This window comes from Sinomicrobium soli, assembly GCF_003285545.1.
GTDB lineage: Bacteria > Bacteroidota > Bacteroidia > Flavobacteriales > Flavobacteriaceae > Sinomicrobium.
The window spans coordinates 65103-89987 of record NZ_QLNV01000010.1 but is presented as its reverse complement, the minus strand read 5'-3'; the positions used below and the strand labels follow the sequence as shown (position 1 = coordinate 89987).

Genomic DNA, 24885 nt, shown 5'->3' with positions numbered 1-24885 from the left:
AAAATCATACGGGAAATGAAAAATTTCAGGTATATAAATATCATCTTGTTTACAGTTTTTTTGTCCGGGAGTTGCTCGGATGATTTTCTGGACAAATACCCTTTGGATTCCGTGACCAACGAAACATACTGGCAAACGGAAGACCAGTTAAAAGCCGCGCTCTATCCTTGTTACGACGGCTTTCAGTATGAGCTTGTCATGTATCCCGATATATTTGGCCCTGATGTGGAATGGGGAGATCTGAACAGTGGTTTGAGCAAAGTGCCCGGAGGTATCCATACCGCCCTGGACGGATTTCCGATCTCCTCGTTCTGGAATTATACTTACGGCCATATTTTCAATTGTAATAATTTTCTGGACCATTACGACGAGGCGGAAGTAGACCAGGAGGTAAAGGACTCTTATGCCGCCGAAGCCAAGGTGCTCAGGGCACTTCAGTATTTCTGGCTTACGAGTTACTACGGCGATGTGCCCCTGGTTACCAAGGTTATCAGTTCTTCCGAAGCATATGGCCCGCGTACCCCGAGGGCAGAGGTGATCGGGTATATCATGGATGACCTGGATTGGGCCGCGGAGAAATTGGGTGGTGAAATTCCGTCCGGAGACGATCTCGGCCGTATCAACCGCTGGGGAGCACTTGCCCTGAAAGCCAGGATCGCATTGCAGAATGAAATGTGGGAAGTGGCTGCGGAAACCGCAAAAGAGATCATGGATAACGGACCGTATGCACTTTATGACGATTACCTGGCCTTGTACCGGTTAAACGGGGATACGGAGGTAAATCCGGCCAATAAGGAAGCGATAATGTTCAGTCTGTATGCCGAGGATCTCAGGATGCACAACCTCTCCGGTTATATCTGTAAACCTGTGGATTATATCAGGTTTAATGCCTCCAGAAGACTTGTAGATGCTTATCTGTGCACCGATGGCAAGCCCGCCAAAAAAGGACTGGAGTACTACGGGCAGGACAATGTGACACTGTCTGACCTGTATACTTATCCGGAGCAGCACTATTCCGATTATTTTGAAGAACGGGACCCGCGTATGTCGCTTACCCTATACTCACCCGGAGATGAATGGCCGGGAGGGGACGATGGCGACGCCGATGTGGATGTGGCCAATCCCGTGTTCAGCCTGCCCAGGTTTGCCGCTTTACAGAACAATAACCGGATCGGGGCAAATGGGCTTACGGGGTTTTATTTCAAAAAATACAACAATCCCGAAATCGCCTCAGACTACAATCGCGATCATACCAATATCAACGTTATCCGTTACGCAGAGGTGTTATTGATATATGCCGAGGCCATGTTTAACATTCAGGGGGAATCCCTGACCCAGGACCAGATCGATATGACCGTTAACAAATTGCGGAACAGGGTGGGAATGCACCCCATGGTCCTCTCCGAACTGTCGGAATGGGGCATGGACCTCAAAACCGAACTCCACAGGGAAAGAAGGGTGGAGATGTCGCTCGACGGGATGGGATATTTCGATATCCTGCGATGGAAAAACGGAGATAAGCTCCTGGGAAAAGCCGTAATAGGTCCGAATGTTAATGTATGTGAGAACGACCTCGGAGGAAACCCCTTTCCGGATAACGGGGTCGATGAATTTGGAAATATCATTTATGAGAAATCCCGGAAAGAAGGAGGTCTCAGGAATTTTGATCCGTCAAAACATTACCTGTGGCCGGTTCCCTATGCGGAAAGGACCAAAAATGAAAATCTCGGGCAAAATCCCGGGTGGTAATAAACTGAAAATTTTCTGAAATGAACAGATTCATCATACTCACCATACTGTTTTTCCTCGAAATAGTGTCCTGTCACGGAACTCATGAAGAGATAAAGGACCCCGGATGGGAGGACACGGCAGATCCTGATACGATCACGGTAATGAGCTACAATATAAAATATGGCTCCCCGCTGGGGAGCAGTATTTCAGACCTGGAAGCGATAGCCGGAGTCATTGAGGAAGCAAAACCTGATGTGGTATTTTTGCAGGAAGTAGATAAAAACACCACACGTAGCGGTAATGCGGATCAATTGAAGCTTTTGTCTGAGAGAACCGGTCTTTCATCCTATTTCTACGGCAGGGCGATAGACTATCAGGGCGGGCAGACAGGGATAGGCATTCTGTCCCGCTACCCCTTGTCTGACCCTGAGCTTTTTAAGTTGCCCCGGGTAGAACTGGGAGAACAATATGTGAGTTACAGGGTACTGGTTACGGCGGATATCAGGGTGAAGGGTAAGGATATCACCATTGCCAATACACATCTGGCATTAACTGCAGAGAACAGGGAAATCCAGGTTCCGGAGATCCACAGGATCTTAAGTGATTCGGATAACCCTGTTATCTTTGGAGGTGATTTGAATGCCAGGCCGGATTCGGAAACCATAACATCCTTTATGGAATACGGCTACCGGAAAACCTGTAAAACCGATTGTTTTACCATTCCGTCGGTAGAACCGAACAGGGAACTGGACTATATCATGTTCAGGCCGGAGAATAGTTTTGAGGTGCTATCACACCAGGTTATCGGGAACCTCTCTTCCGATCACCTCCCTGTTGTTTCGGTACTGCAAATAAAATAAAGGAAAGATAAGACGGACCGGCATGACTGAAACGGATTTTGGTCGTGCCGGTTACTTATGACTGTTGAAAACCATAAAACAAACACGTGAAACCGATAAGAATAGTATTCGTTTTTTCCCTTGTGCTGTGTTCACACCTTCAGGCACAGGAACGATCGCTTAAAGTGCTTAGTTACAACCTGCGTTTCGGGGAGCTGGCCTCGCTGGAGGAACTGGCGGCATTCATAAAAAATGAAAAACCTGATGTGGTAGCGTTGCAGGAAGTCGATGTACGCACATACCGCGAAAGGGCCCCTGAACAGAACGGGAAAGATTTTATCACCGAACTGGGTTTTCGTACCGGGATGTTCTGTGCTTATGGCAAAACCATTCTCTATAAGGGAGGGTACTACGGCATCGGTATTCTCAGCAAATATCCTTTTGCTTCTACAGATCGCGTATATTTGCCCCGTACGGAAAACGGTAAAGAGCAGCGAGCCATGCTGATCGCCGATATAGAATATGAAGAAGGGAAGTATTTTACCTTTGTAAGTACGCATCTGGATTATACCAATACCAGGGAAAGGCAGCTACAGGTACAAAGGCTCAATGAAGTCCTGCAAAACAGGCCCTATCCGGTCATCGTGTCGGGTGATTTTAATGCCCGTCCCGAGTCGGAAGAGATCAGGAACGGGATGTCCGGCTGGTTATCCCTTTCCGGAACAGATAAAAAGACGGTTCCTGCAAAAGACCCGAAATACAAGATCGATTATATCTTTTGCCGGCCCGGAGAACAATGGGAAAAGGTGGTAGATACGGTTTATGGCGGTATACGGCTATCAGACCATTTGCCTGTTAGCGCCACAGTGAGGATCAAACCGTAAAAAGAAAAGCTAATCCTGTTTAAACCATACATCATGCTAAAATACATTCTTATATTTTTCTTTACTTTAGGTACATTGGGAATTTATGCCCAGGAGCATGAAGAGATCAGGTATGTTGACATATCCCGGTTTGAGCTATTGGGCAAATCGGATATTGCCGATGCCGTAAATTTTTACAGGATTGACGAAGCTTTGACTGCGGGATTTTCCGAAAGGCTGAAGGCGCTTTCAAAAAATACGGCAGGGTTTAATGTTGTCTTTAAGACAGATGCTTCTTTCATTACCGTAAAATGGGAATTGGACCGGTATAAGGTCTTGTCCAACATGACCCCTATTGCTGTCGATGGCCTTGATCTTTACGGCTGGAATGACGGTAAATGGCAGTATGTTTCTTCTGCCAGACCTTCGGGAGAAGAGAATACATGGACTTTTATTAAGAACATGTCAGGGGAGATGAGGCATTACAGGATATATTTTCCATTGTATACCGGTGTTAAAAAGATGGAGATCGGTATAGACCCGGAAAGCACCATCCTGCCGGCAGACGGGTCCCTGCTGCCGAAGCGGAAAATAGCGATTTACGGTTCGAGTATTACCCAGGGAGCTTCGGCTTCCAGGCCGGGAATGGCTTTTACCTCCGTACTGGGGCGGAAACTGAATGCAGATATTTACAACCTGGGGTTCAGCGGATCAGGAAAAATGGAAATGGAAATGGCGGAAGCCCTGACCGGGATCACCCCCGATCTGTTTGTGCTTGACTGCGTACCCAATCCTTCCGTGGAACAGATCAGGACCAGGACAGTTCCTTTTGTTAAAACCCTGAGAAAAGCCCATCCGGATATTCCCGTTTTAATGGTAGAAAGTGTTTTCAGGGAGCATGCCCATTGGGACCGGGAATGGGAAAAAACCGTAAGCGGGCAGAACGCCGCTTTCAGAAAAGCATACCTGGACATGAAAGAAGGCGGGATGGATAAATTATACTATATTGGCAGTGAGGGGCTTATAGGGAACGATCACGAAGCTACCATAGACGGTACGCATTTTACCGATGTGGGACATATGAGAATGGCCGACAGGCTGTATCCGCTGATTGTGGAGATACTCCCGGAAGATGAGTAGATTTGTGACGGAAAAGAAGGTTTAAAAAAGATTCAAAATAATTTTTCACAGGTTTGTACTCCGAATATTATTCAGCCTTTTAAGAGCTTAAGGTCCTTATCGTCGATTTCGAACTTGAAATTAAACAATTCCCGGGGATGTACATTGAGTCCTTCAGCCAGTTCAAAGACGGTAGGAAGCTGTATCCTGATCTGGCCCTTCTCGATCTTGGCGATCTTACTGTGTTCTACATCACATCTGCTGGCGAGTTCCCGGAGGCTTAACTTTCGTTTCTCTGTACGTATCTTTCTGATTTGCAATCCGAATAACCGCAGGAATTCTTTTCTTTTTTCTTCATCCATGTTTGCAAAGAATTTAAGTAAAGAAATTTCAAAAGTTTATAAGTATATATTGTAGTCTTATTAGACCACAATTAAGAAAAATTTGTGTTTTTTACATTTTATAATTGATGAATGATGCTTAAAAGAAAAGATCTTACCGGTATAAGAGCTTCTGTGTCAGTACAAACAGATTTTAGAGGAATGTATTATAACTTGATATGAATATATTGGGGGGCGGGAAAAGAACCTCCGGCCTTTCCATGATACTATTGGAGTTTTCTCCGGGCCGGGTTAATGGTGGAGATAAAGAGCAACTATAGGGAAAACAATGCTTAAAACTGCTTGACCCCGGAGTATTCCATGGCTTCTCCCTTTCCGAAACCGAAACTCAGCCCGAAAATAACGAAGCGACCGTTTTTTTCATTCTTGTACTGGCTGTAATCTTCTGTAAGGGTTACAGGGTTAAATCTCCGGCTGGCAAATACGTCGCGTATACTCATGTTCAGTACGAGTTTCCCTTTCAGGATCTTTTTTCGTATTCCCATGTCCATATATGCGTTGTCATTCATGGTGTACTGTACATTCCGGTATTCGGAGTGGTAGTTTCCGATGAATTCCAGGTCGACATCGGCAGGAAGTTTCAGTTTGGTGAGCAGCCTGGTTTGCCATTGATCTGTATTGAAATCGAACGAGATATTGTCGAGTTCTCCGTTGCGATCCATGTAATTGTAATTGAAATCCAGGTTAAGTGAGAGCCATTCCGATATGTTGTATTTGGCATTGGCTTCTACCCCCGTAGTGCTGCCGGAGCCTACATTGTCCGGGCTCACTACGGCGGTATTGTTCCCGAAGTCGAGCACATTCTCCACAACATCCGTAGTATGCCGGTGATAGATACCGGCGTTAAAGGAGATATCGTTCCATTTGGTGATGGCGGTCAGCTCATAAGAATCGGTGTATTCGGGATCAAGGTAGGGGTTTCCGACAAAGACATCGTAGTCGTTCTGGATGGAATAGAACGGGTTGAGGTCCCAGAGTGAGGGCCGTTTTATACGCCTGGAATACCCGGCCTGTATGGAGAAGGCACCGGATATTTTATAGGAGGTATGCAGTGTAGGGAAAAAGTCTGTATAGGTCCTGTTGTTTTTTTCAGGGGGAGTAACCAGGCGGGTATACAGTGCTGTGTTTTCGATACGCAGACCGGCTTTTATTCCCCAGTCTTTTTTCTCATAGGCCAGTGTAGCATAAAAAGCCAGCACGTTCTGCCGGTATTCGAAGATGTTGGTAAATCCAGGGTCGGCAATCCAGTCATTACCCTCCCGGTCTGATACCTCGTAATCATTGGTTACCCGTGTGATGACATACTGCGATCCTGCTTCCAGGCCAACGGTTTCCGAAAGGGGCAGCGTATAATCGCCCTTAAAGGTGTATTCTGCCAATTCATAATCGGTTTTCATTTTCTGGAGCATATCTTCGCTTCCGCCGTCTTCTACGGTGGTGTAGAGGGAGGAATTGTCCTTGCTGAAATACGACCCCAGTGCTGCGAGCAGTAACGAATGCTTCTCTTCCTTGTCGAAAGTTTTCCGGTACTGGAGTTCGTATTCGAATTTCGGATTGTCGGCCTCACCGTCTTCGCTCCTTATCCAGCTATCGGCAGTCTCCTGTATGTTATCGGTAAGGAGGTAATTAAAGTCGGAACGGGAGTCCTCGAGTTCCAGGGCATATCGTCCCGAGAGTGTAACGACCGAGGAAGAGCTGAAATGATAGTCGGCCCCGAGATTGATGTTGTAAAATTTTTCGGTGAGATCACGGTCGCCTTCCATACGCAGTTCGGTACCTTTGAGAAAATCCCTGTTTATAACAGTGCCTTCTTCCGGGAACGTCCGGCGTCCGATCCCCAACTGTCCGAAGATATTCCACTTTTCCGTACGTCGGTTCAGGCTGAGGCCCAGGCTATTATTGTCCGGAATGCCTATGTTTACCGTAGCTGAACCGTGAGTACCCTGTTTTTCCTCTTTTTTGATGATAATATTGATGATCCCGGAGGTCCCTTCCGCATTGTATTTTGCGGAAGGATTGGTAATGACCTCTATACTTTCGATCATGTCTGCCGTAAGCGTCCCCAGCGCATTGCTGTCGCCGCTGGTAAGCACGGAAGGTTTTCCGTTGATCAGTACCTGCACTCCCTGGCTGCCCCTCAGGCTGATCCGTCCTTCCATATTAACGGTAACGGAGGGCACATTGTTCAGTGCTTCGAGAGCACTTGCACCGGCGTTGCTGAGTTCCTTTCCTATGTGGAATACCCGCTTGTCGAGACGGAATTCTGTAGAAGAACGCTCCCCGCTTACCACGATCTCGTCGAGTTCTTCGGCATTCTCCTTTAATATGACAGATCCTGCGTCAACAGTATTTCCGTTTACGGAAAGGTCCCGGATCTCCCTGGTCTCAAATCCCATAAAACTTATTTGAAGGGATATGTTTTCATGCGGAGATGAGAGTGCGAAACTACCGTCTTCCAGCGAGGTAGTCCCGGTAATGACCTTGTTGTCGGACAGGTCGATAAGCAATACGGTGGCATAAGCGATGGGAAGGCCGTTCTGTTCGGTAATCTTTCCCGTAATTCCGATGCTTTTGTCCGATTGGGCACTGGCAAAAAGGAAGTGAAGGATAAAGAGCAGAAAAACAATATAGTGTCGCTGGATACTTTTCATTTTTGCAGGAATGGATTTGTGTAAATAACAAGAGGACAAAAATATCCATTCGTATAAAGATCGGCCTACGCAAGGAGGAATAAAACCTACGTGAAACGGAAAGCGGGCTGTTAAAATTAATGATTGCTGAAATCGTACGACAATACGATTCCGTGTGTATTGCCGAATAAGGTGTTTTTTACGCCTATGTTATAGTGGTACAGTATCCTTAACTGTCTGAAGAGGCGTACTCCGGCGAGGAGATTTACGGCGCTGCTGCTGCGGTACCCGGCGCCGAATTCAAACCTGTCCCGGAAACTGGCAGCCAGGTTAAGGTCTATCTGCACGGGAGCACCGTCTTCGTGTTTTAGCAGAATATTGGGTTTCAGGATGATATTTTCATTGTAGCGGTTCGGGTAAAAACGGTACCCGGCATAACCGTAGACAGGGTTAGACAGTTTGAGGTCGTCTCTTGATGCAAGCCGGTCTCCCAGTATATTCGGGGCAGATATCCCGATGTAGAAATCGGCGCGATTGTAAAGGAAGCCCACCCCGACCATCGGGATGGAAGCATGGATGTTTTCGGCAAACACCGGGTCGTCGGGGATGCCCAGCTCCAGAAGATTGTCACGGAGCTGGTGCAATCCTGCGGTTAACCCGAACGACAATACATGCTGATGATAGATCTGCCATGAAGGGCGGTCGCTTTTCAGGTCGAAAAATATCTTGTAGGAATAGGCCAGATAGATACGGGTATTGGTGGTAACCCCTATCTTATCGCGGATGGCAGCGGCGCCCAGTCCCATTTTACCCCGGGACAGGGGCAGGTGAACACTCAGGGAGGAATTCTCAGCACTGCCTTCGAAACTTTGGTCTGTAAAACCGGAGTGGGCCAGGGCTGCCTGTGCTCCCCATCCCATTCCTGCATAGGCAGGGTTTATGACAAAAGGATTTTCGTTGTATTCCGGGAACAGGGCGGTCTGTTGGGCACGGGCAGAATACATTCCCCCTATCAGCAGGATCATGGCGTATATGCAGTAATTCCGGACTTTTGCTCCTGTAACAGGTGTGTTTATATTATGCTTATACCCCATGTTTTTTTATTGATGGTTACTGGTTTTTATATTACCGTTTTATGTCCGGGAATCCTTTTACCTCTGCCCACTGCCTGTTTTTCCGGGTCAGGATCTCGTAAAAAGCAGGTACTTGTCCCCTCAGCGGCCCCGCCAGCGGGGCCGCTGAGGGGATACATGAAGGGACGGATACCGGGTTTTTCGCAATAAAATTCATTTCGGGGCACCCGGTAGCACTGCCTTGTGCTCCCAAAGGCACAACGGTAACATAGTAGGTGGTGTTCACTTGCCGGGAAACAGCAGGGGTATAGCTGGTTCCCGTAATATCTTGCCTGTCTGTATTTCCGTTACCGCGGCAAAAATATTCAAGGAGAGGGGGAGAAATGTTTCATCCTAAGGAGTGAGACCTGTTTATGGGTATTATGGAATATGGAAATGTTGAACCAGGCTTATGCCTCCCCGTAACGTTTCCGGTATGCGCTGGGGGTATATCCCGTATGCAGTTTAAAGACCCGGTTAAAGGATGATTTGCTTTTAAAACCGGAATCGTAGGCTATGGAAATAAGTTTGGCATCCTTGTGATCTTCCGATTGCATCAGGTTGCAGGCTTCGTTGACCCTGTAGAGGTTTATAAAATTATAGAAATTCTGTTTAAAACAGCGATTGAGTACTTCAGAGAGGTGATTATTACTTATTCCCAGTTTTGAGGCCAGCAGGGCGTGGTCCAGGTCGAGGTCGAGATATGGCTTGTCGGTTTCCATAAACTCGGTGATGCGTTCCATGAGTTTCCGGCGGTCTCCCGGGGTGAGGGAAGAATTTTTATATTGAGGTTCGGTTTCGTTTTCCGTATCCTGCAGGGTAGCCCCGCCGGGCCCCGAACTTTCGGCAACCTGCTGTATTCCGGACTTCAGCGTGTTGTTCTCTTCCGTAATGTCAAGCAGGTTTTTCAGGAGATGGGTGTGCCGTTTTTCCAGCTTTTTGCGTTTAAGATAAACAGAGACCAGGAGTACGGTCAGTACCGAAAGCACTATGGCTATGACTGCAATAAACCATTGCTGGCGCTCTTTGAGTACCTCTTTTTCCCGATGTGCGAGGGCGAGGTTTTCTTCTCTTTCGGTTTTCTCTTTTTCGTGATCCAGGTTCAGGGCACCGGTCCTTTCGTCCATTTTTTCCCCGACCAGCCGGGTATAGTGTTTTTGTTCCCTGTAGGAGTCTTCGAGCTGCCCGAGAGCTTCATAGCATTCCGCGAGGTATTTGTGGCTTTCCATCTGCAGCTCCCTGCTTTTCTGTCGTGCTGCCAACGCTACCGACCTTTTCAGATAGCCCAGGGCTTCCCCGGCCTCTCCCTGGCGTAAGTAAGCGAGCCCCTTGTTGATTAGGGCAAGTGTTTTTCCCCTTGTTTCCCTGTCCTGAAGCAGTTGTAGTGATGATGAGGCAGTTTCCAGGGCACGGTCGTATTGCTGTAATTCCAGGTAGGAGCTGCTCAGATTGTTGAGGGCGGTAACCATGATCGCAGTATCTTTGAGCTGTTCTCCTTTTTCTTTTACCTTAAGGAGATAATCCATGGCGGTTTTTTCGTCATCCAGTTGCGAATAGGCCGTAGCCAGCCCGTTATAGGCCGATATTTCGGTATGAGGCGGGACCGGGTACCTGCGGGAACGGAGGAGTACGGTATCCATCGTACTTATGGCTTTATCATGAGCTCCTATATTGTTGTAGGTATTCCCGATATTGACCAGGATAACGGTCCTGGCCACGTCGCGGCTGCTGATCGATGCACTCTGTTCCAGGGCAAGATAATAGCGTTCCAGTGCCTTTTCATAATCATTGACATGATTGTAATATACAGCCTGGTTGACTATAGCCATGACTTCCAGGTCATTGAATCCGTATTTTCGGGTAATGTCCAGCAGGGAGTCGCTGTAGGCCTTGTGGAGTTCGTAGTCCCCGTCCCGGTAACGGGCCTGTAGTTCTTCGAGATAGTACTGTGCCTGTTGCCCGGCGGTTTCCAGGGAAAGTCTTTCCTGCGTATATGCCGGGAAAAAGAATAAACAGAGAAAAATTATCGGCAGGTAAGGCATCTTCTTTTTAAGGTGTGAATGTCTATAACGCTGTTTTCTGATGTATTTGTATATGCAACCATGATCATTATGGTGCTGTCAGAAAAAAAGGTCCCCGCCATTGTCGATGGTTTTCAGGGTAAAGGCCGTGGTATCGGCCTGTACGTGGTGCAAAGCCCTGTTGAGTATGTGTACGGCCTCCCTGAAACGTTCTGCGGTAACACCGTCCTTTTCGCGGGCGGCCAGATAAAGTTTACAGGATGGAGCATTATGCCTTACCATGGAGAGCAGCATGTTAAATCCGGGGAGGGATGTTTCCAGGCTCTGATCCGGGGAAATGGAATCGGTAACCGGTACTTTCCACATATGCTCCAGTACGGGATAGTCGGTACTGTCCGTAATATTGGAGTTATACCGGGGTTTGATCCTGTGTTCGGGGTCGTATATCCTTAAAAACAGGGCCTTGTTCCCGGAAGCGGAATAGTCCCATACGGTCCCTTTGAGTTCTCTCGAATCCCCGTAACCGTCAGATAGTATCAGGCTGAGGCCGACGGAGTCCGGGTGCTGTACAAAATTCCGGAGGTCGTTTATGGCATTGTTGTATTCAAAAGTCTCAATGCCCGTAGGATTGTCGTAATACACGGGAGGAAGCAGGCCAAGCCTGGCCTCCGGGTCGTTGGAATAGAGGAAAAGCCTTCCTTCGGTCTGAAGGCGTTCCTGTAATATGCCCCTGGCCCGCTGCAGATAATGATCGTGCAGTTCCTCCGACTGCTGATGCATTTTGTAAAAGTCGGGCTGGTCTTTTTTAACCCAGTCCGATCCGCAGGTGCGTGCCAGGGCAAGGAGTCCCAGGGCAAGGCTTAAAGGGATGGCCCAGGTTCCTTTCTTGCTCTTTGCGATGTTCTTTTTAAGCTGCCGGTCCGGAGTATCGGCCTGTACGGTCTGCACAGGTGCTGTACCGGCCGGTCCGGAATGCGTTGCAGGTGTTGTAACGGGCGCCTGTTGCCGTGTTTCGTAGAATTTTTCCAGTTTGCCGGAGAGGGCTTCCTTGAACTGTAAAAAGACTTGAAGGTCTTCTTTACTGTTGTACAGGCTGCTTTGGTCACTCAGCGGCCACATTATTTTTTTTCCCGTTTTCAGGCGCATTTTCAGGGAAGGCGGTGGGGCCGTAAAAATATTGGCATCATAGACCTTACTGATCTCCGCGTAGGGAATACGGCCGAAATATTCAGAGTTCAGAGCGTCGTCAGTCAGGGTAATGCGATCCCTGGCTTTTCCTTTTGTGATCATAAGATAGATACCTGTTCCCAGGGGGAGCAGCATGGCGGCCAGGAAAACAGCAATACTTAAAAATTCGGAATCTACAGCATTTATGAAATCTGAGGCTACCACAATGCCTATGAGTACAAACGATACCAGTAGTCCGCCCACGAGATAACGGGCAGCCTTCGGGTTTTGAAAATTAAAGGAGAATGATTCCATGTAAAATGACTATACTTTTTAACGGCGTGTTGAAAACAGCTTCAAAGGTACTGTTTTGGATAAAAACGGAATATAGTCGAAAACAGGGATTTCCGGTCTTCCGGACGAAACCCCTGTATTTGTGGAACTCAGGTATTACGGGAGAGATGTTTTGGCAAGTTTAACTACAGTTGAGCTGTTCCAGTACATAGCCCTCTGTTTCCGAAAATGAGATAAGGGAGAGCCTGGAATTTTGCTGGCGGATCTTCCGGTAGTTTTTTAAGGGCATACCGAGAAGATGTGCCATCAGGAAACGATTTACCGCATTATGGGCTACCAGGAGTACATTGCCTTCCGGATGATTGGTGTGTAACTCTCCCATAAAGGAGGAAAGCCGTTTTACAAGTTCTGATGCCGTTTCACCTGTCCCTCCGGCGGGATGATGTTCCGGGTCGGTATTCCAGAGGTGCCACAGGTCGGGGGCTTCGGCAATAAATTCGCTTCGGGTCTTTCCTTCCCAGCGGCCGAAATCCAGTTCTGTCAATCTTTTGTCTATGCATACTTGCCGGTCCGGGGCCGCAGTAACAGCCGTTTTATATGCCCGTCTGAGGGGAGAACAGTACACTGCGTCAAACCGGATGTTACGGATAAGGTTGCGCAAATTTCCGGCCTGCGATATGCCCTTTTCATTGAGTTCCACATCTGTTTTTCCACAGTATCGGTTACCGTCGGCATTGAACGGGGTTTCCCCGTGCCGTGCAAGGTATATGTTAAGCATAATCTTCTTGTTTAATGTATTTTTTTGTCTCCATCAGGCGGAGAAACTTTTCGTATTGTTTTTCATAAGCTTCATTCAGTCCGGCATCGGGAAGAATTTCTTTTTCCATCCGGATCAGTTCTTTCCCCGCTTCCGCAAGCGTACCGAAAAAAGTTTGTGAAGCGGCCAAGACAGCGGCACCGAAGGCCCCGGAAGTGTGTTTCATTTTATATACGGGTAAGTTCAGCACACTGCTCCTGATCTTCAGCCATAAGGCACTGTTACTCCCTCCCCCGGCCGTATAGACCGCTTCAATGTTTTCTCCGGACAGTTTTTGTGCCAGGGTATAGGCCATTCGTTCTACAAAGGCCACCCCTTCCATATTGGAGGCGTAGAGAACGGCTCTGGAAATATCGTCCGGGCCGAAACCGACAGCCTCGGGGGCAATAAACGGGAAACGCTCTCCTTTTTGTATGAGGGGAAAACTCATTTTTCCGGTAGGAATATTGTTTTCAGCCGCTTTTTCCACGAGGTTCAGCTTGTTCCCGAAATCATGACTCACCCAGTCCGCACCGATATTCCCGGCACCTCCGGGCATCCAGTATCCCTGTGGGTGTTTGTGACTGTAAAACCTTCCCTGCGGGTCGATTATTTGCTTTTTGGTAACTCCTTTTATGACCAGTGTAGTCCCTATGGTAGTGTTCCACGTACCGGGGTAAATAGCTCCCGAGGCGATCTGGGATGCACAACCGTCAGTGATACCGGTAGTGATTTTCGGCCGGTTTCTAAAGCCGAGGACTTGTGCAATTTCAGGGTTCATGTGCCCGATAACCGTACCGGACGGGCGTACCTCGGGCATCCACGCCCTGGAAAGTCCGAGTTCGGAGAACAGGTATTCCGGCCATGTTTCGTTCCGGGTGTCATATCCTGATTTCAGGGCATTGGTATGGTCTGTTATGCCCCAGACACCGGATAATATGCCTGTGATGTAATCTGCGGCGTGAACCCACCGGGCTATTTGTCCGGCTTTTTCCGGGTGGTTTTCGGCAAACCAGATCATTTTGGACAACCCGCTCGAGGCATTAAAACCGGTATAGCCTTCTGTGTTTTCCCGGGCAGTGAGCATACAGCGTTCGCCTTGTCTTTCCGATCTTTTATCACTGTACATCAATGCAGGATACAAGGGGCTGTTTTCCCGGTTTAGGGGGATTACTGTTCCCGAAGTTGAGGTAACGGAAATACTTTCTATACTGTTTTTTACATCTTCACTGATGTTTTTTTGTATGAGGGTCCGGCAAGAGGTCCACCACATTTCCGGGGATTGTTCCTGCCGGGAATCTTCGGTGAGTTTAAAAATTTCTTCTCCGCTGATCACCTGGTTTCCCGAAATATCGGTTACAGCTATCCGGGCACCCTGGGTGCCAATATCAATTCCTAAAAAATATCGCATGTTTTTTGCTGGTCTTATCTGATAAAAGTTTCTCTCGTTTTTCGCCATGCATCCGAAACGGATGCCGGCACCTTGTTTTCCGGAAGATATTCGGTGATGGAGCCCTCCGGGGGGAGCACTTTCAGTCCGTATGCCTGGTTACAGCAATAGGCTGCTCCGGTTATCGTAGCGTGTTCAAAGCCGGTGTGTATCTTTATTTTTTTCTGTAGTACGCCGGCAAGGATACGTGCGAATGCAGCACTCTGAAATCCACCGCCGCATCCCCAGATATAGTTTTTATCACAGCTGTTTACCGATTGCAGGTACTTGTAGTTCTCGGCAATGCAAAATGCCATGTCCCATAAGGTGGCCAGCATAAAATCTGACCGTTTCAGATGGTGCGACAGAGGAGTGGTGAACCGGAATCCGCCGGAAGTTATCGCATGTGTTTCGGAAGCAATGAGGGACCCCAGCGAAGCTACGCATGACGGATTATTATACGGTTTCATTTCTTCTTCGATACGCTCATATCCGCAATCGGGATAAAACAGGGATTTTAAACGCTGGTAGTTGAGACCTGTAACCCCGGCATTGGTTTCCAGTACAAAATGGTCCGGGTCGGTATGCCTCCCGGTCCAGGTTTTCATCTGCGGGTCGAGTGTGTAGGAAGGAAGCAGTTTTACAATGGGAGTTGTGGTCCCCGCTACTACGATCACATCATCGGTTTCCGGCCGGGTACTGTGAATGGCCAGCTGGGTGTCTGCACCACCGACAATCACCCCGGTTTCTGTCGGGATGCCGAGCTCTTTCGCAATTTCGGGTAAAACAGTGCCGAGCAGGGTCCCCGATTCCCTCAGGGGGGGAAGAATACCCGGGTTTATGTCAAATTCCCTGCATAACCCGGCAGACCATTGCCTGGCGGAGATATCGTACAGCAGCGTTTCGGAAGCCTGGGAATGCTCGTATCCCGTGACCCCGCAAAACCGGTATTGTGCCCAGTCACTTATACTCATACATGTTTCCGTGGCATTGAACAGTTCGGGGCGTTTCTTTTTAATGCCATACAGTTTTAATGCTGAGAAAATGGAACCGGGATACCTTCCGCAAAGCCGGTATATCCTTTCGGGATCGGTGATGACGGATTCCCATTCCCGCCCCCTGTGATCGTGGTTGGGAAGACCGATAAGGCTATGGCCTTCCCGGTCTGTGAGGACAATGCCCTCGCGTTGGCTCGATGCTGTTATGGCCTTGATCCTGACGTCCGGATAACGGGACAATAGCTTTCCGGCCAGTGCCATGATCTGCTCCCACAATTGTCCGGGATCAAAATAAAGGGCTTCGGGATGGGTGCCATCCCGGTGATAATGTACTTCATCCCGTTCTATACCGGTTAGTTTTCCGTGAGAATCGATCAGGGCAACCCTCACATTTCCCGTTCCGATATCGGTAACCAGGTAATTTAATGTTTTATCGGTGTTCATCAGTTAAACAGCTTTGGTTTTGGTTTTTTGAAAGGTTTCGAGCAACCTGGCATTCATGATAAACGAATGGTGGTCTTCCACTTCATGGGTAGCCCCGGCAATATGGGGAGTAGCAAAGACATTGGGCAGGTGTACGATCCGGTAATCCGTTTCGTCCGGAGGTTCATGGTCGAATACATCCAGGTATGCACCGAGAATATGTCTTTTCTCCAGGGCTTCCAGCAGGGCTTCCCGGTCTACCACCGCGGCCCGTGCCGTATTGACAAAAACAGCGTCTTTTTTCATTTTGTCGAAGAGGCGTTTGTCTATCATGCCTTTGGTCTCTTCGTTTACGGGCAAATGAATGGAAACAATATCACTGGTTTCGAACAGGGTTTCGAGAGAAACGCTTGTATGCAACGGGTTGTCTGCAGATACATAGGGGTCGTAATACTGGATGGGACAGGGAAAGGCAGATGTCATTCCGGCGATCTTCCGGCCTATATCCCCAAATCCTACAAGCCCTATGGTTTTGTTGGCCAGTTCATTGCCCTTGAACTGCAGGTAGGAGGTATGGGCTCCTTTTTCCCATTGTTCGCCTTGTAGCCATGTGGTTGCGGGCACCACTTTTCGCAGGAGGGTAATAACCCCTGCCAGGAACAGTTCGGCCACGGCCTGTGCATTGCGGCCGGGGGTGTGGAACAGGGGAATATTCCGTTTTTTGGCTGTATCTACCGCAACATTGGAAGGGGTCCCCCGGCAAACTCCTATAAACCGGAGATGGGGAAAACTTTCGATAACCTTTTCCGAAACCTCGTCGTGTTCCGTAATCAGCGCATCGGCCTTGTATTCTTCCAGCAGTTTCAGGAGTTCCGCTTCGTTGTAGGCCCTTCCGTGGGGCTTCCAGGGTTGATATACGATCTTTCCGAAGGCATTTTTAAGTTCATTTAAGGCTTTTTCATGATAAGGTGCGGTAATAAGTATTGTCATTTTATTGAAGTTTTAATTAAATATCTGATCGCTTTCGGAGGAAAGATTATTTGATATCGATGATCAATTCATTCTCGGTCTTTCCCGTCTCAGAAACCAGGATGTTGTTTTCAGTGAGCCGGATCAACCTCCAGTTTTCCGGATTTTTGACAAGGGCATCGGTTTGTACCTGGATAATTTGATCGTGGGTACCCGCCGGGATTTTTTTAATAATGTTTTTGTGATGATGCCCCCCGACGATCAATTTGCACGATGGGTTTTGGGCAATGAGCGTATAGAGTTCATTATTTTTATACTTTTCGTTTTTTGTGCCGAAGGGGATATGCATAAAAATGATCTCGATGTCATTTTCCGATGCATTCAGCTGATCCTTGAGCCAGTAAAGTTGTGGCTTATCAATATAAGGGATCGCCCTTGTTCTATCTTCCTTTGAGAACTGGTAAAAACTGTCGTCGAGAAAAATGAGCCGGTAACGGGTTTGCCCTGCCCTGACTGTTTTACTGTAATAGGTTCCGTTGTTGAAACAGGAAACATTTTTAATCCATAACGATCTCGCACGGCCTGCATGGTTCTGGTTGTGCAAAAGTTTGTAATCCAGCTTGTCATCCCAGTCAAAAGTGAAAATATCGTGATTGCCGAGTGTGAGCAGGATGGGCATCTCATAATCCTCAAGTAATCTGGAAAATGCTGCCGGCTGGATATCTATGGTAGTACGGTCTACAGTTTTTGATTCGAAAAAATCGACCAGGTCTCCCGTGGCAACGACCATATCACCGGATGTCCTCGCCGGTACGGTTTCCAGGAAGCTTCTCAGGTGAATCTCACCCAGGTGATATTGTTTCTTTGCCCTGTAGTCCATCATTTCAGGAATATAGGCATACGGATTAAAGATCACATGAAGATCTGAAATATGAAGAATGGACAGCGTATCTTTCTGGGCCGTTACACTTCCGTTCATACACAAAAGGAAGAGCATCAAAATCGGCCGTAATGTAAATGGTGTTTTCATTTTTTTTCTGTTTTATTAAAGAATCAGGAGGTGTTGTTTATGGTAAAATGTTATAGTTTCACTTTTAAAATGACGGGGTAATGATCAGAAATATAGTCGGTCAGGGTATCCTGGACAATATCCGATCCGATGACTTTTTTCGATAGTTTTTTATTGGTCCAGATATAATCGATCCTGCGGAGGAAAGATGTTTTTTTTGCATGACCCTTTGTGGGAACGCTATTTTTGAACGTATCGTTTTTCAGGAAGTAGCTATCCTTAAATCCGGCATCTGAGACCATCCGGATAACCGAGTAGTCTATTTTGTCATTATTTAGGTTTTCCCGGTAGATTGTACGGTTTCTCAAAATGGGAGTCCCGCTTTTTGTGATGTACTTTCCTTCCGATTTCCGCATGGCATTCAGCAGGTCTTCTCCGTACGCTGTGGAGTCCATCGGAGATAGTGCATTGAAATCTCCGGCAAGGACAATCATTTCATTTTTAGGGATCAACCGGGTCTGTGCTATTATTTTCCGGATATCCTTTTGGCGGTCCTTAAGGGTAAAAGGTGCCAGGTGGGTAATAAAGAAATGGATTCCGTTGATCTTTGAGTACAGGTAACCATGCCATAGGTTGTCCATGACCCTTTTTACATCGAGTATGGGATATTTCGAAGTTATGGCGAGGGGATGGGTTACGGGAACTCCATATTCTTCGTTCATGATCACCGCATAAGGATGCCCGTACTTTTCGGCCAGTTCTCCTATGTCGTTTTGGGTGAAGCCGTTCATTTCCTGGTATGATACCACATCGGGATCAAGCTTTTTCACCCATTCGACATAGCGTTTTGTGAGTGCCGGATCTTTTTGAAAACCGTGTAGGGAATTGTAGTTCAGTATCGTAAATTCCTGTCCCTGCAATGGCAAGATAAACAGTATTGCAAATCCTGTAAAAAGGGGTTTTAAAACCCTGATAAAACATTCTGTCAGCCCGGAAGGTTCTCTTCGTTCTCTTGTGTTTATCCGATACATGTTTACTTATTTTTGGTTTAATCGTTTATAGTGGGTTGTCATCATTCCCAATGCGGCCCGAAGCAGATTTCTTTTGGAGAGAGATCCGGGAATGGAGCCCCGGCACTCCGGGTTAATCCGGCAAAATATCTGCGGATACAAAATAATGGTCGCTCGGGTATCTTCCGTCAGCATGGTCCCGGATGATGGAGGCATCTTTCACCTGCCAGTCCGCTCCCCTGGTGAAAATAAAATCGATCTTACGGCCCTTGTCCTTTTTTTCGTATTTGTCACCTTTAAACAGATGCACCGTATATCCGGGTTCGGCATCACCGTGTATGGCGGTATACGTATCCTTCCATCCGGCGTTACCGATAACGCCGTATACCTCGTTCTTTGCGCCGGCATTGAAGTCTCCCGCGAGTACCTGGGGAAAATCGGGGGGGTATTGGCCGGCCTCATCCGTGACTACCCTGATCTGTCTTTCCCTTGCCGGCTGGCTTTTGTGGTCTAAATGGAGGTTTACGACCCGGAATTCCCGGGAGGTCGCCCGGTCTTTGAGCCGCACCCAGTTGGCATTCCTTGCCCTTGCCGAATTCCAGGAAATGCTCCCGCCTTTCAGCGGTGTTTCGGATAACCAGTATTGCCCTGCCGCCACCAGTTCAAACCTTGTATTGGAAAATGCGATGGGATTCTTGGCAATGCCGTGGTATTCTCCATCTGTGTGGACATCCATTTCCGGGCCTTCGAACCCTATAACGGTAAAGTCCGGAAAGGCCGTTTTGAAATCATTGTTCTGGACTTCGAGGACTTCCTGGAGACAGATAATATCCGGTTTGTGATTTTTCAGGATATCGAAAAGCAGTGCTTTCCGGTCGTTCCATCCATGTCCTTTATCCGTATCTGCGGGCAGGGCCACCCGGATATTGGCGCTGATCACTTTAAAAGGGGCCCTGTTTTCCTGTGCAGGAACAAAGTTGCAAAACAGGAGCAGGAGTATTCCTGCCGGGAGAAAGCGGAGTAATACGTTTTTTATGTTATGTGATTTCATCTGTTCTTTTTTATTTGTTTTTCATAGGTCAGATGGAATGCCCAATGATCATTTCGGTTGGTATCCGAAAATTTTGGTTATGGGCATTTCATAATGCTTGTCGGTTTAAGGCAATTTCTTCATTCAGGTAGGCTCCTTTTTCGAGGAGTTCCTTTTGTAGGAGGCGGACATCCAGGGAGGAAGGCAGCACCCCGTGCCAGATAGCCAGTTTTGCAGCTCTTCCGGCGGCTTCCCCCATGGCCATACATGGGGCCATCACCCTTATGGCAGACATGGCTTCATGTGTTGTGGAAATGGCCCTTCCGGCCACCAGGAGGTTTTCGATGCGTTGCGGTACCAGGGAGGCATAGGGAATGTCGTAACAATCGCCGCACCAGGTGAGCGTACACCCTCCGTCGTGGGGGTGATGCAGGTCGAGAGGGTAGCTGGCTACCGCAATGGCATCGTCAAATCTTCTGCAAGACAGTATATCATCGCTGGTCATGACATAACGGCCCACTATTCTTCGTGTTTCCCTGATCCCGAGGAAGGGGGCCATCTTGGTAAAAAATGCTTTTTCGAATCCGGGTACGTATGCTGTCAGGTAGCGTTGGATATCCCTGATTTGTTGTCTTCCTTTGACTTCCCCGTGGGTCAGGTCCTCAGGTTTGGTCCCGTCAACCCCGTGTACACTGGACATGTTTATCCAGACTTCCCCTTTTCGCAGCCCGGTAATAATAATGGTTCGTTCAGTGTTGAGGGTAAAACCCTCATTTCTTGCCTTATTCATCAGGTCGCGTAATCCTACCACTATAAACTGATGGTTCTGCCCGAAATATTCGGCGGGGATAAAATCCGTGAGATAAGTGCGGTGTTCGCTGGCAATGCTCATCCTCAGCTTTTCGGTGTCCACACCACCCATGCAGAACATGAGGGTAGGGGGCTGCATTCCGCCTTTTTCGTTTCCTTTTTCACAAGGAACCCCGGCGCGGTAAGCCACATCGGCATCCCCGCTGCAATCGATGACCGTTTTGGCGAGAATGGCTTCTCTTCCGGCCTTACTTTCTATGATGATCCCTTTAATGGTATTGTGCTCGACAATGGCATCTACGAAATAGGTGTAAAGGATGACCTCAACATTCCCCTCGGTAAGCATTTCAAGAGCAGTATTCTTTACGGCTTCAGGTTCTACGAGGGTTATGCTCATATGTAACGGGCAGGGCCTGTGTTCGCTGGCGGCGTCCTGCATTTTGAGGCGTTCCGTAAACTTTTGCGGTAGTCCTTTGATGATCTGGTTTCCTTTCTGTCCGAGAAACCCCAGTACGGGAAGGCCTATGGTCATGTTCCCGCCGAGAAAACTCCTGTTTTCAATCAATACCACTTTCAGCCCGTCTTCAGCCGCGGCCTGTGCTGCCATTATTCCTGAAGGACCTCCGCCTACTACGAGTATATCTGCTTCTGTTCTTACCGGGACCTGTCTTCCCTTTTCGGTGATATGTTTCATCATGTTACGTGTTTATTATCGGTATTATCTTGTTTGTTCTGAATTCTCATTGATATGGATGTCGGGAGAAGCCAGGGCTTTTCCCGATTTTTTCTGCGATATGAGGATGAGTATCCCCAATAGCATCAGCCCTGTGGCAAACAAGGCCACAAGCGTACTATCGTCTTGTCCGATTAAAGTGATCATCATCATCAATACCCCCACAATTACGGACGACCAGGCACATAAGCTTGCGGGAAGCCGGGAAGCATCAGACGATTTTCCTTCCGTATAACTGCTTTTGTGATTTTTCACTTTAACCCACCCCTTGCAGGTATGCGGGGAACGCATTTCGCACCAGAAGAGGAGCACAAGGGGAAATATTGTGCCTGCCATGATTTCTGTAATCCGTTCATTGGCCATAGCCAGGGAAGCAATACCGGACAGCCATGAAATGCCTGTCAGAAAACCTTCGGGCTGAAATCCGATTTTTACGGTTATTCCGAAGACTATGCTCGCCAGGGTAACTCCCCAGGCATCCCGGAGACCTATTTTCCTCGAATAGAGTCCCCAGATGGTTGGCAGGACCATAGGCCCCGTAAGCATGGCCACGGAGGCCAGGATATACCCGGTATATGTTCCCATTGCGGGGATTACCAGTGCCCCGGCAATGATAATTCCTCCCAGTAAAAGGGTAAACAGACGCCCTGCCCTTACAAGTTCGGTATCTGTGGCGGAAGGACGTATGACCCTGTGATAGAGCTCGGTGGTAAAAGCCCCGGCAAAGACATTGAGTTGCGTAGTGGCCATACTGGCCGTAGCGGAGCACATGGCAGCAATCATAAGCCCCAGCATTCCTGCAGGTAATACTTCCTGGCTGGCCAGAATATAGGCCTGTTCGTAATCGGCACCGGGGTTGATAACCCTGTAGGCCATGGGGGGAAGCATCCAGATAAAAGGGCTTGCGATGTAGAGAATACCAAAGAGGTAAGTGGCCTTCCGGGCATCACGGCTGTTAGGTACACATACAAATCGTTGGACATAGGCCCATTCCCCGCCGATTTTGAAAAAAAACACCAGGCTCCACCCCAGCAGGAAATACCATGAAAACTCATTGTTGACCAGTTGTCCGAAACCTTCGGGTGCTGCCTGGAAAAGCCCGGAAATCCCTCCCGTTCTGGCCAGGATAAGAGGTACTACGATAAGTACGGAAGCCGAGAGGATTATAAACTGTAAGGCGTCTGTCATGAGTACGGCCCAGAGCCCTCCGCCGAAGGTAATGATAATGACCAGTAAGCACAAGGCCAGGGAGGTAAATGTTACCGAAAGGTGACCTGTCAGGGGATCGGCAAGTATATGTCCTTCAGGCAAGGGGACCAGGGCAGTAATTACCACGGAAAGGGCATAGACTGCGCCTCCCATGGTAAACAGTCCGACCAGTCCCTGCAGTAACGTATAAAAGTGAACCAGTGATCTGCCGAAGCGGTCGTTGAGAAATCCGGCGGCCGAATTATAACCGAATTTTTTCCATCGGGATGCCAGGAACCATCCTGCAAACATGGCAGCTACTCCTATCACCATAAGGATGGATACGCTCACCATGCCAAAACGATATGCGATCCCTCCCCAGACTACAAAAGTCCCGGCGGAGAAAGTGGTCATAAACGACGATAAGCCGGAAAGCCACCAAGGTGACTTTCCGGCTGCTGCGAACATTTCGCTGGCATTTTTCATCCGGGAGAAAATACTTCCCATGCCTATAAGGCCAATAAGGTATACGATTAATACGACAATATCTATGGTATGCATGTTTTGTTTATAGGTTCATATTCTGTTTTGGCTTAAGATGTTACAAACTGCCATTACATTCAGTAACCGGGATTCTGTTCCAGATTATCGTTGATCAGTATCTCCTTAGACGGTATGGGGAACAGGTATTGCCTGAGGTCAAAATTGCGTTCGACAAGGAGTTTAATGTATCCGCTGTTGTACATGGATGAAAAGTCGGGAAGTCCGTCCTCATCAATTTCCGGTGTTTCCGGCCAGAACCACAGTCCCGGATCGACTACCTTTTCCTTTAGATCATTAGGGTCCAGCATTCCGTAAACGGGGCGGGTAAGGGCTTTTTCGGCCAGTTGCCATCGCAACAGGTCGTCAAAACGCCGGTTTTCCCAGGCAAATTCTACCCGTCTTTCGTTGCGCAGTTCTTTGCGCAACGGGGCCTGGTTTGTTGTGGTTACTGCCGGGTATTCCCCCGTCTCGTCTGCAGAAACCCCGTATGCCCTTGCCCGTACGGCATTAATGGCTTCAAGAGTAGTATCATCAATTTCATCGAGTTCGATAGCGGCTTCCGCATACATCAGCAATACATCGGCATACCGCATGATCTTGATGTCGAAATCGGCCTGGTTGTCATCCGTCCAGTCTTCGTCTACCCCTTTATTAAGAGTGAGCCCGTTATGAGAGGCGTGGGTAACCACGCTTCGGGTATCGAGGTTTTTGACCAATTGACCGGTAGATACCTTCAGTATCTCGGTGGCATAAGGGTTGGGGTCGTAGATATAGTCGAGGTGTTCCGTGCCGAATTCCACAATGGTCATAGGCAACCTTGGGTCGCGATTTTCAAAGGGATTATGAGGGTTGAATAAAGGTGATTCGTCTATCGGTAATCCGTCTGTACAGAGGTAGGAAGCAAACAGGTCCCAGGACGGTTGGGCCACAGAGCTTCCGCCGGGTGTCCGGGTATAGAAATTTTTTGCATTCCAGTATTGCCCGAGCTCCGTGGATTGCGGCAGGGCAAAAATGGTTTCGGAGGAATTCCGGGTTTTGGAATAGAAATAATCATCATACTGAGGGTGTAATTCATAAATTCCGAGATCCATACAGGCTTTTGCACTTTCCCTGGCAAGGGCCCAGTCTTCCATATAGAGGGCTGTACGGGCCTTAAAAGCCATAGCGGCACCTTTGGTGGCCTTACCCAGTTCGTTGCCGGGATAACTCCCGGGAAGGTTTTCAATAGCGATGTCGAAATCTTCGTAAACGTGTTTTATGATCTCATCCTTGTCGGTCCTGCCCAGTTCAAAAGCAGCTTCGATATCGATATACTCCGTGTAGTAAGGAACATCTCCATAGTAAAATGCCAGGCGGGAATAGAATACCGCCCGGAAAAAACGGGCTTCACCTTCGAATTGTTTTATCTGCTCTTCTGTGAGATCGTCCGGTGCGTTTTCCAGGTTATTGAGAATGGTATTTGCCCTCGAAATACCTTTATAGGTGCTCAGCCATAAGTCTGAAGCAGTTGACCATTCGCTGTTTATGGTCCCGGAAGTAAAGTCGGATATGACCATTCGCTGTGTCCAGTTGTCTGTCATTCTTTCGGTGGTCAGGTTGATCTCCAGGTCCCAGAGATAGGTCCTGTAGAGGTCGTTCAGTGACATTTCATATTCTTCGGCACTGGAATACCAGTTTCCCGAAGAGGCTTCAGACAACGGGTTGAGGTCGAGGTCCTCGCAGCCACAAAGGACTGCGGTACACAGGAAAAAAGACAGTATTTTCTTCATT

20 protein-coding genes are annotated in these 24885 nt (G+C 48.1%); 4 read left to right on the top strand and 16 right to left on the bottom strand.

Annotation, left to right across the window (positions count from 1 at the left end; genetic code table 11):
• Nucleotides 1–15 precede the first annotated feature (15 nt).
• From DN748_RS13655 to DN748_RS13640, 4 genes are all read left to right on the top strand, one after another.
• Nucleotides 16–1749, top strand: coding sequence for a RagB/SusD family nutrient uptake outer membrane protein (locus tag DN748_RS13655; protein ID WP_112372384.1), 1734 nt, complete (start codon nucleotides 16–18; stop codon nucleotides 1747–1749).
• A 20-nt stretch (nucleotides 1750–1769) separates the two neighbouring features.
• On the top strand, nucleotides 1770–2591 hold the full coding sequence (locus tag DN748_RS13650; RefSeq protein WP_112372383.1) for an endonuclease/exonuclease/phosphatase family protein: 822 nt from the start codon (nucleotides 1770–1772) through the stop codon (nucleotides 2589–2591).
• 86 nt (nucleotides 2592–2677) lie between these two features.
• Nucleotides 2678–3454 carry an endonuclease/exonuclease/phosphatase family protein gene (locus tag DN748_RS13645; RefSeq protein ID WP_112372382.1) on the top strand — a complete coding sequence of 259 codons (777 nt, stop codon included), beginning with the start codon at nucleotides 2678–2680 and terminating at the stop codon, nucleotides 3452–3454.
• 33 nt (nucleotides 3455–3487) lie between these two features.
• Complete coding sequence (locus DN748_RS13640) at nucleotides 3488–4573, top strand: SGNH/GDSL hydrolase family protein (protein WP_112372381.1); 1086 nt, start codon at nucleotides 3488–3490, stop codon at nucleotides 4571–4573.
• 71 nt (nucleotides 4574–4644) lie between these two features.
• On the opposite strand, the gene DN748_RS13635 is transcribed toward DN748_RS13640, so the two are convergent.
• The 16 genes from DN748_RS13635 to DN748_RS13560 form a co-directional block, all read right to left on the bottom strand.
• Nucleotides 4645–4914 carry a helix-turn-helix domain-containing protein gene (locus tag DN748_RS13635; RefSeq protein ID WP_112372380.1) on the bottom strand — a complete coding sequence of 90 codons (270 nt, stop codon included), beginning with the start codon at nucleotides 4912–4914 and terminating at the stop codon, nucleotides 4645–4647.
• A gap of 311 nt (nucleotides 4915–5225) precedes the next feature.
• Entirely contained in the window at nucleotides 5226–7604 is a 2379-nt protein-coding gene (locus DN748_RS13630; RefSeq protein WP_112372379.1) for an outer membrane beta-barrel family protein, read from the bottom strand.
• Between the two features lie 116 nt (nucleotides 7605–7720).
• Complete coding sequence (locus tag DN748_RS13625) at nucleotides 7721–8677, bottom strand: PorP/SprF family type IX secretion system membrane protein (RefSeq protein WP_236636869.1); 957 nt, start codon at nucleotides 8675–8677, stop codon at nucleotides 7721–7723.
• A 31-nt stretch (nucleotides 8678–8708) separates the two neighbouring features.
• Nucleotides 8709–8942 (bottom strand): hypothetical protein, encoded by a 234-nt coding sequence (locus DN748_RS13620; protein ID WP_112372378.1) that lies wholly within the window; start codon nucleotides 8940–8942, stop codon nucleotides 8709–8711.
• A gap of 163 nt (nucleotides 8943–9105) precedes the next feature.
• Nucleotides 9106–10737, bottom strand: a complete 1632-nt coding sequence (locus DN748_RS13615; protein WP_112372377.1) for an AraC family transcriptional regulator — start codon at nucleotides 10735–10737, stop codon at nucleotides 9106–9108.
• A gap of 78 nt (nucleotides 10738–10815) precedes the next feature.
• Complete coding sequence (locus tag DN748_RS13610) at nucleotides 10816–12198, bottom strand: hypothetical protein (RefSeq protein ID WP_112372376.1); 1383 nt, start codon at nucleotides 12196–12198, stop codon at nucleotides 10816–10818.
• A 160-nt stretch (nucleotides 12199–12358) separates the two neighbouring features.
• Nucleotides 12359–12955 carry a histidine phosphatase family protein gene (locus DN748_RS13605; protein WP_112372375.1) on the bottom strand — a complete coding sequence of 199 codons (597 nt, stop codon included), beginning with the start codon at nucleotides 12953–12955 and terminating at the stop codon, nucleotides 12359–12361.
• On the bottom strand, nucleotides 12948–14384 hold the full coding sequence (locus tag DN748_RS13600; protein WP_112372374.1) for an FGGY-family carbohydrate kinase: 1437 nt from the start codon (nucleotides 14382–14384) through the stop codon (nucleotides 12948–12950). Before DN748_RS13600 ends, DN748_RS13605 begins: the two co-directional genes overlap by 8 nt.
• Before the next feature lie 14 nt (nucleotides 14385–14398).
• Nucleotides 14399–15844: an FGGY-family carbohydrate kinase gene (locus tag DN748_RS13595; protein ID WP_112372373.1), complete on the bottom strand. Its 1446-nt coding sequence runs from the start codon at nucleotides 15842–15844 to the stop codon at nucleotides 14399–14401.
• Between the two features lie 3 nt (nucleotides 15845–15847).
• Nucleotides 15848–16813, bottom strand: coding sequence for a 2-hydroxyacid dehydrogenase (locus DN748_RS13590; protein WP_112372372.1), 966 nt, complete (start codon nucleotides 16811–16813; stop codon nucleotides 15848–15850).
• A 46-nt stretch (nucleotides 16814–16859) separates the two neighbouring features.
• Nucleotides 16860–17822 (bottom strand): metallophosphoesterase family protein, encoded by a 963-nt coding sequence (locus DN748_RS13585; protein WP_112372371.1) that lies wholly within the window; start codon nucleotides 17820–17822, stop codon nucleotides 16860–16862.
• A gap of 50 nt (nucleotides 17823–17872) precedes the next feature.
• A complete protein-coding gene (locus DN748_RS13580) occupies nucleotides 17873–18832 on the bottom strand; it encodes an endonuclease/exonuclease/phosphatase family protein (RefSeq protein WP_112372370.1) in 960 nt (319 codons plus the stop codon).
• A 112-nt stretch (nucleotides 18833–18944) separates the two neighbouring features.
• Entirely contained in the window at nucleotides 18945–19862 is a 918-nt protein-coding gene (locus tag DN748_RS13575; protein ID WP_112372369.1) for an endonuclease/exonuclease/phosphatase family protein, read from the bottom strand.
• An 88-nt stretch (nucleotides 19863–19950) separates the two neighbouring features.
• Entirely contained in the window at nucleotides 19951–21348 is a 1398-nt protein-coding gene (locus tag DN748_RS13570; RefSeq protein WP_201741482.1) for an FAD-dependent oxidoreductase, read from the bottom strand.
• Nucleotides 21349–21369: 21 nt separating this feature from the next.
• Nucleotides 21370–23133 carry a sodium:solute symporter family transporter gene (locus DN748_RS13565; protein WP_112372367.1) on the bottom strand — a complete coding sequence of 588 codons (1764 nt, stop codon included), beginning with the start codon at nucleotides 23131–23133 and terminating at the stop codon, nucleotides 21370–21372.
• A 59-nt stretch (nucleotides 23134–23192) separates the two neighbouring features.
• Complete coding sequence (locus DN748_RS13560) at nucleotides 23193–24884, bottom strand: RagB/SusD family nutrient uptake outer membrane protein (RefSeq protein WP_112372366.1); 1692 nt, start codon at nucleotides 24882–24884, stop codon at nucleotides 23193–23195.
• Nucleotide 24885: the final 1 nt, after the last annotated feature.

What these genes read in the sequence shown, in the direction of transcription:
- DN748_RS13655 (WP_112372384.1), top strand. Translation starts at nt 16, where the DNA reads ATGAAAAATTTCAGGTATATAAATATCATCTTGTTTACAGTTTTTTTG.
- DN748_RS13650 (WP_112372383.1), top strand. Translation starts at nt 1,770, where the DNA reads ATGAACAGATTCATCATACTCACCATACTGTTTTTCCTCGAAATAGTG.
- DN748_RS13640 (WP_112372381.1), top strand. Translation starts at nt 3,488, where the DNA reads ATGCTAAAATACATTCTTATATTTTTCTTTACTTTAGGTACATTGGGA.
- DN748_RS13635 (WP_112372380.1), bottom strand. Translation starts at nt 4,914, where the DNA reads ATGGATGAAGAAAAAAGAAAAGAATTCCTGCGGTTATTCGGATTGCAA.
- DN748_RS13630 (WP_112372379.1), bottom strand. Translation starts at nt 7,604, where the DNA reads ATGAAAAGTATCCAGCGACACTATATTGTTTTTCTGCTCTTTATCCTT.
- DN748_RS13625 (WP_236636869.1), bottom strand. Translation starts at nt 8,677, where the DNA reads ATGGGGTATAAGCATAATATAAACACACCTGTTACAGGAGCAAAAGTC.
- DN748_RS13615 (WP_112372377.1), bottom strand. Translation starts at nt 10,737, where the DNA reads ATGCCTTACCTGCCGATAATTTTTCTCTGTTTATTCTTTTTCCCGGCA.
- DN748_RS13610 (WP_112372376.1), bottom strand. Translation starts at nt 12,198, where the DNA reads ATGGAATCATTCTCCTTTAATTTTCAAAACCCGAAGGCTGCCCGTTAT.
- DN748_RS13605 (WP_112372375.1), bottom strand. Translation starts at nt 12,955, where the DNA reads ATGCTTAACATATACCTTGCACGGCACGGGGAAACCCCGTTCAATGCC.
- DN748_RS13600 (WP_112372374.1), bottom strand. Translation starts at nt 14,384, where the DNA reads ATGCGATATTTTTTAGGAATTGATATTGGCACCCAGGGTGCCCGGATA.
- DN748_RS13595 (WP_112372373.1), bottom strand. Translation starts at nt 15,844, where the DNA reads ATGAACACCGATAAAACATTAAATTACCTGGTTACCGATATCGGAACG.
- DN748_RS13590 (WP_112372372.1), bottom strand. Translation starts at nt 16,813, where the DNA reads ATGACAATACTTATTACCGCACCTTATCATGAAAAAGCCTTAAATGAA.
- DN748_RS13585 (WP_112372371.1), bottom strand. Translation starts at nt 17,822, where the DNA reads ATGAAAACACCATTTACATTACGGCCGATTTTGATGCTCTTCCTTTTG.
- DN748_RS13580 (WP_112372370.1), bottom strand. Translation starts at nt 18,832, where the DNA reads ATGTATCGGATAAACACAAGAGAACGAAGAGAACCTTCCGGGCTGACA.
- DN748_RS13575 (WP_112372369.1), bottom strand. Translation starts at nt 19,862, where the DNA reads ATGAAATCACATAACATAAAAAACGTATTACTCCGCTTTCTCCCGGCA.
- DN748_RS13570 (WP_201741482.1), bottom strand. Translation starts at nt 21,348, where the DNA reads ATGATGAAACATATCACCGAAAAGGGAAGACAGGTCCCGGTAAGAACA.
- DN748_RS13565 (WP_112372367.1), bottom strand. Translation starts at nt 23,133, where the DNA reads ATGCATACCATAGATATTGTCGTATTAATCGTATACCTTATTGGCCTT.
- DN748_RS13560 (WP_112372366.1), bottom strand. Translation starts at nt 24,884, where the DNA reads ATGAAGAAAATACTGTCTTTTTTCCTGTGTACCGCAGTCCTTTGTGGC.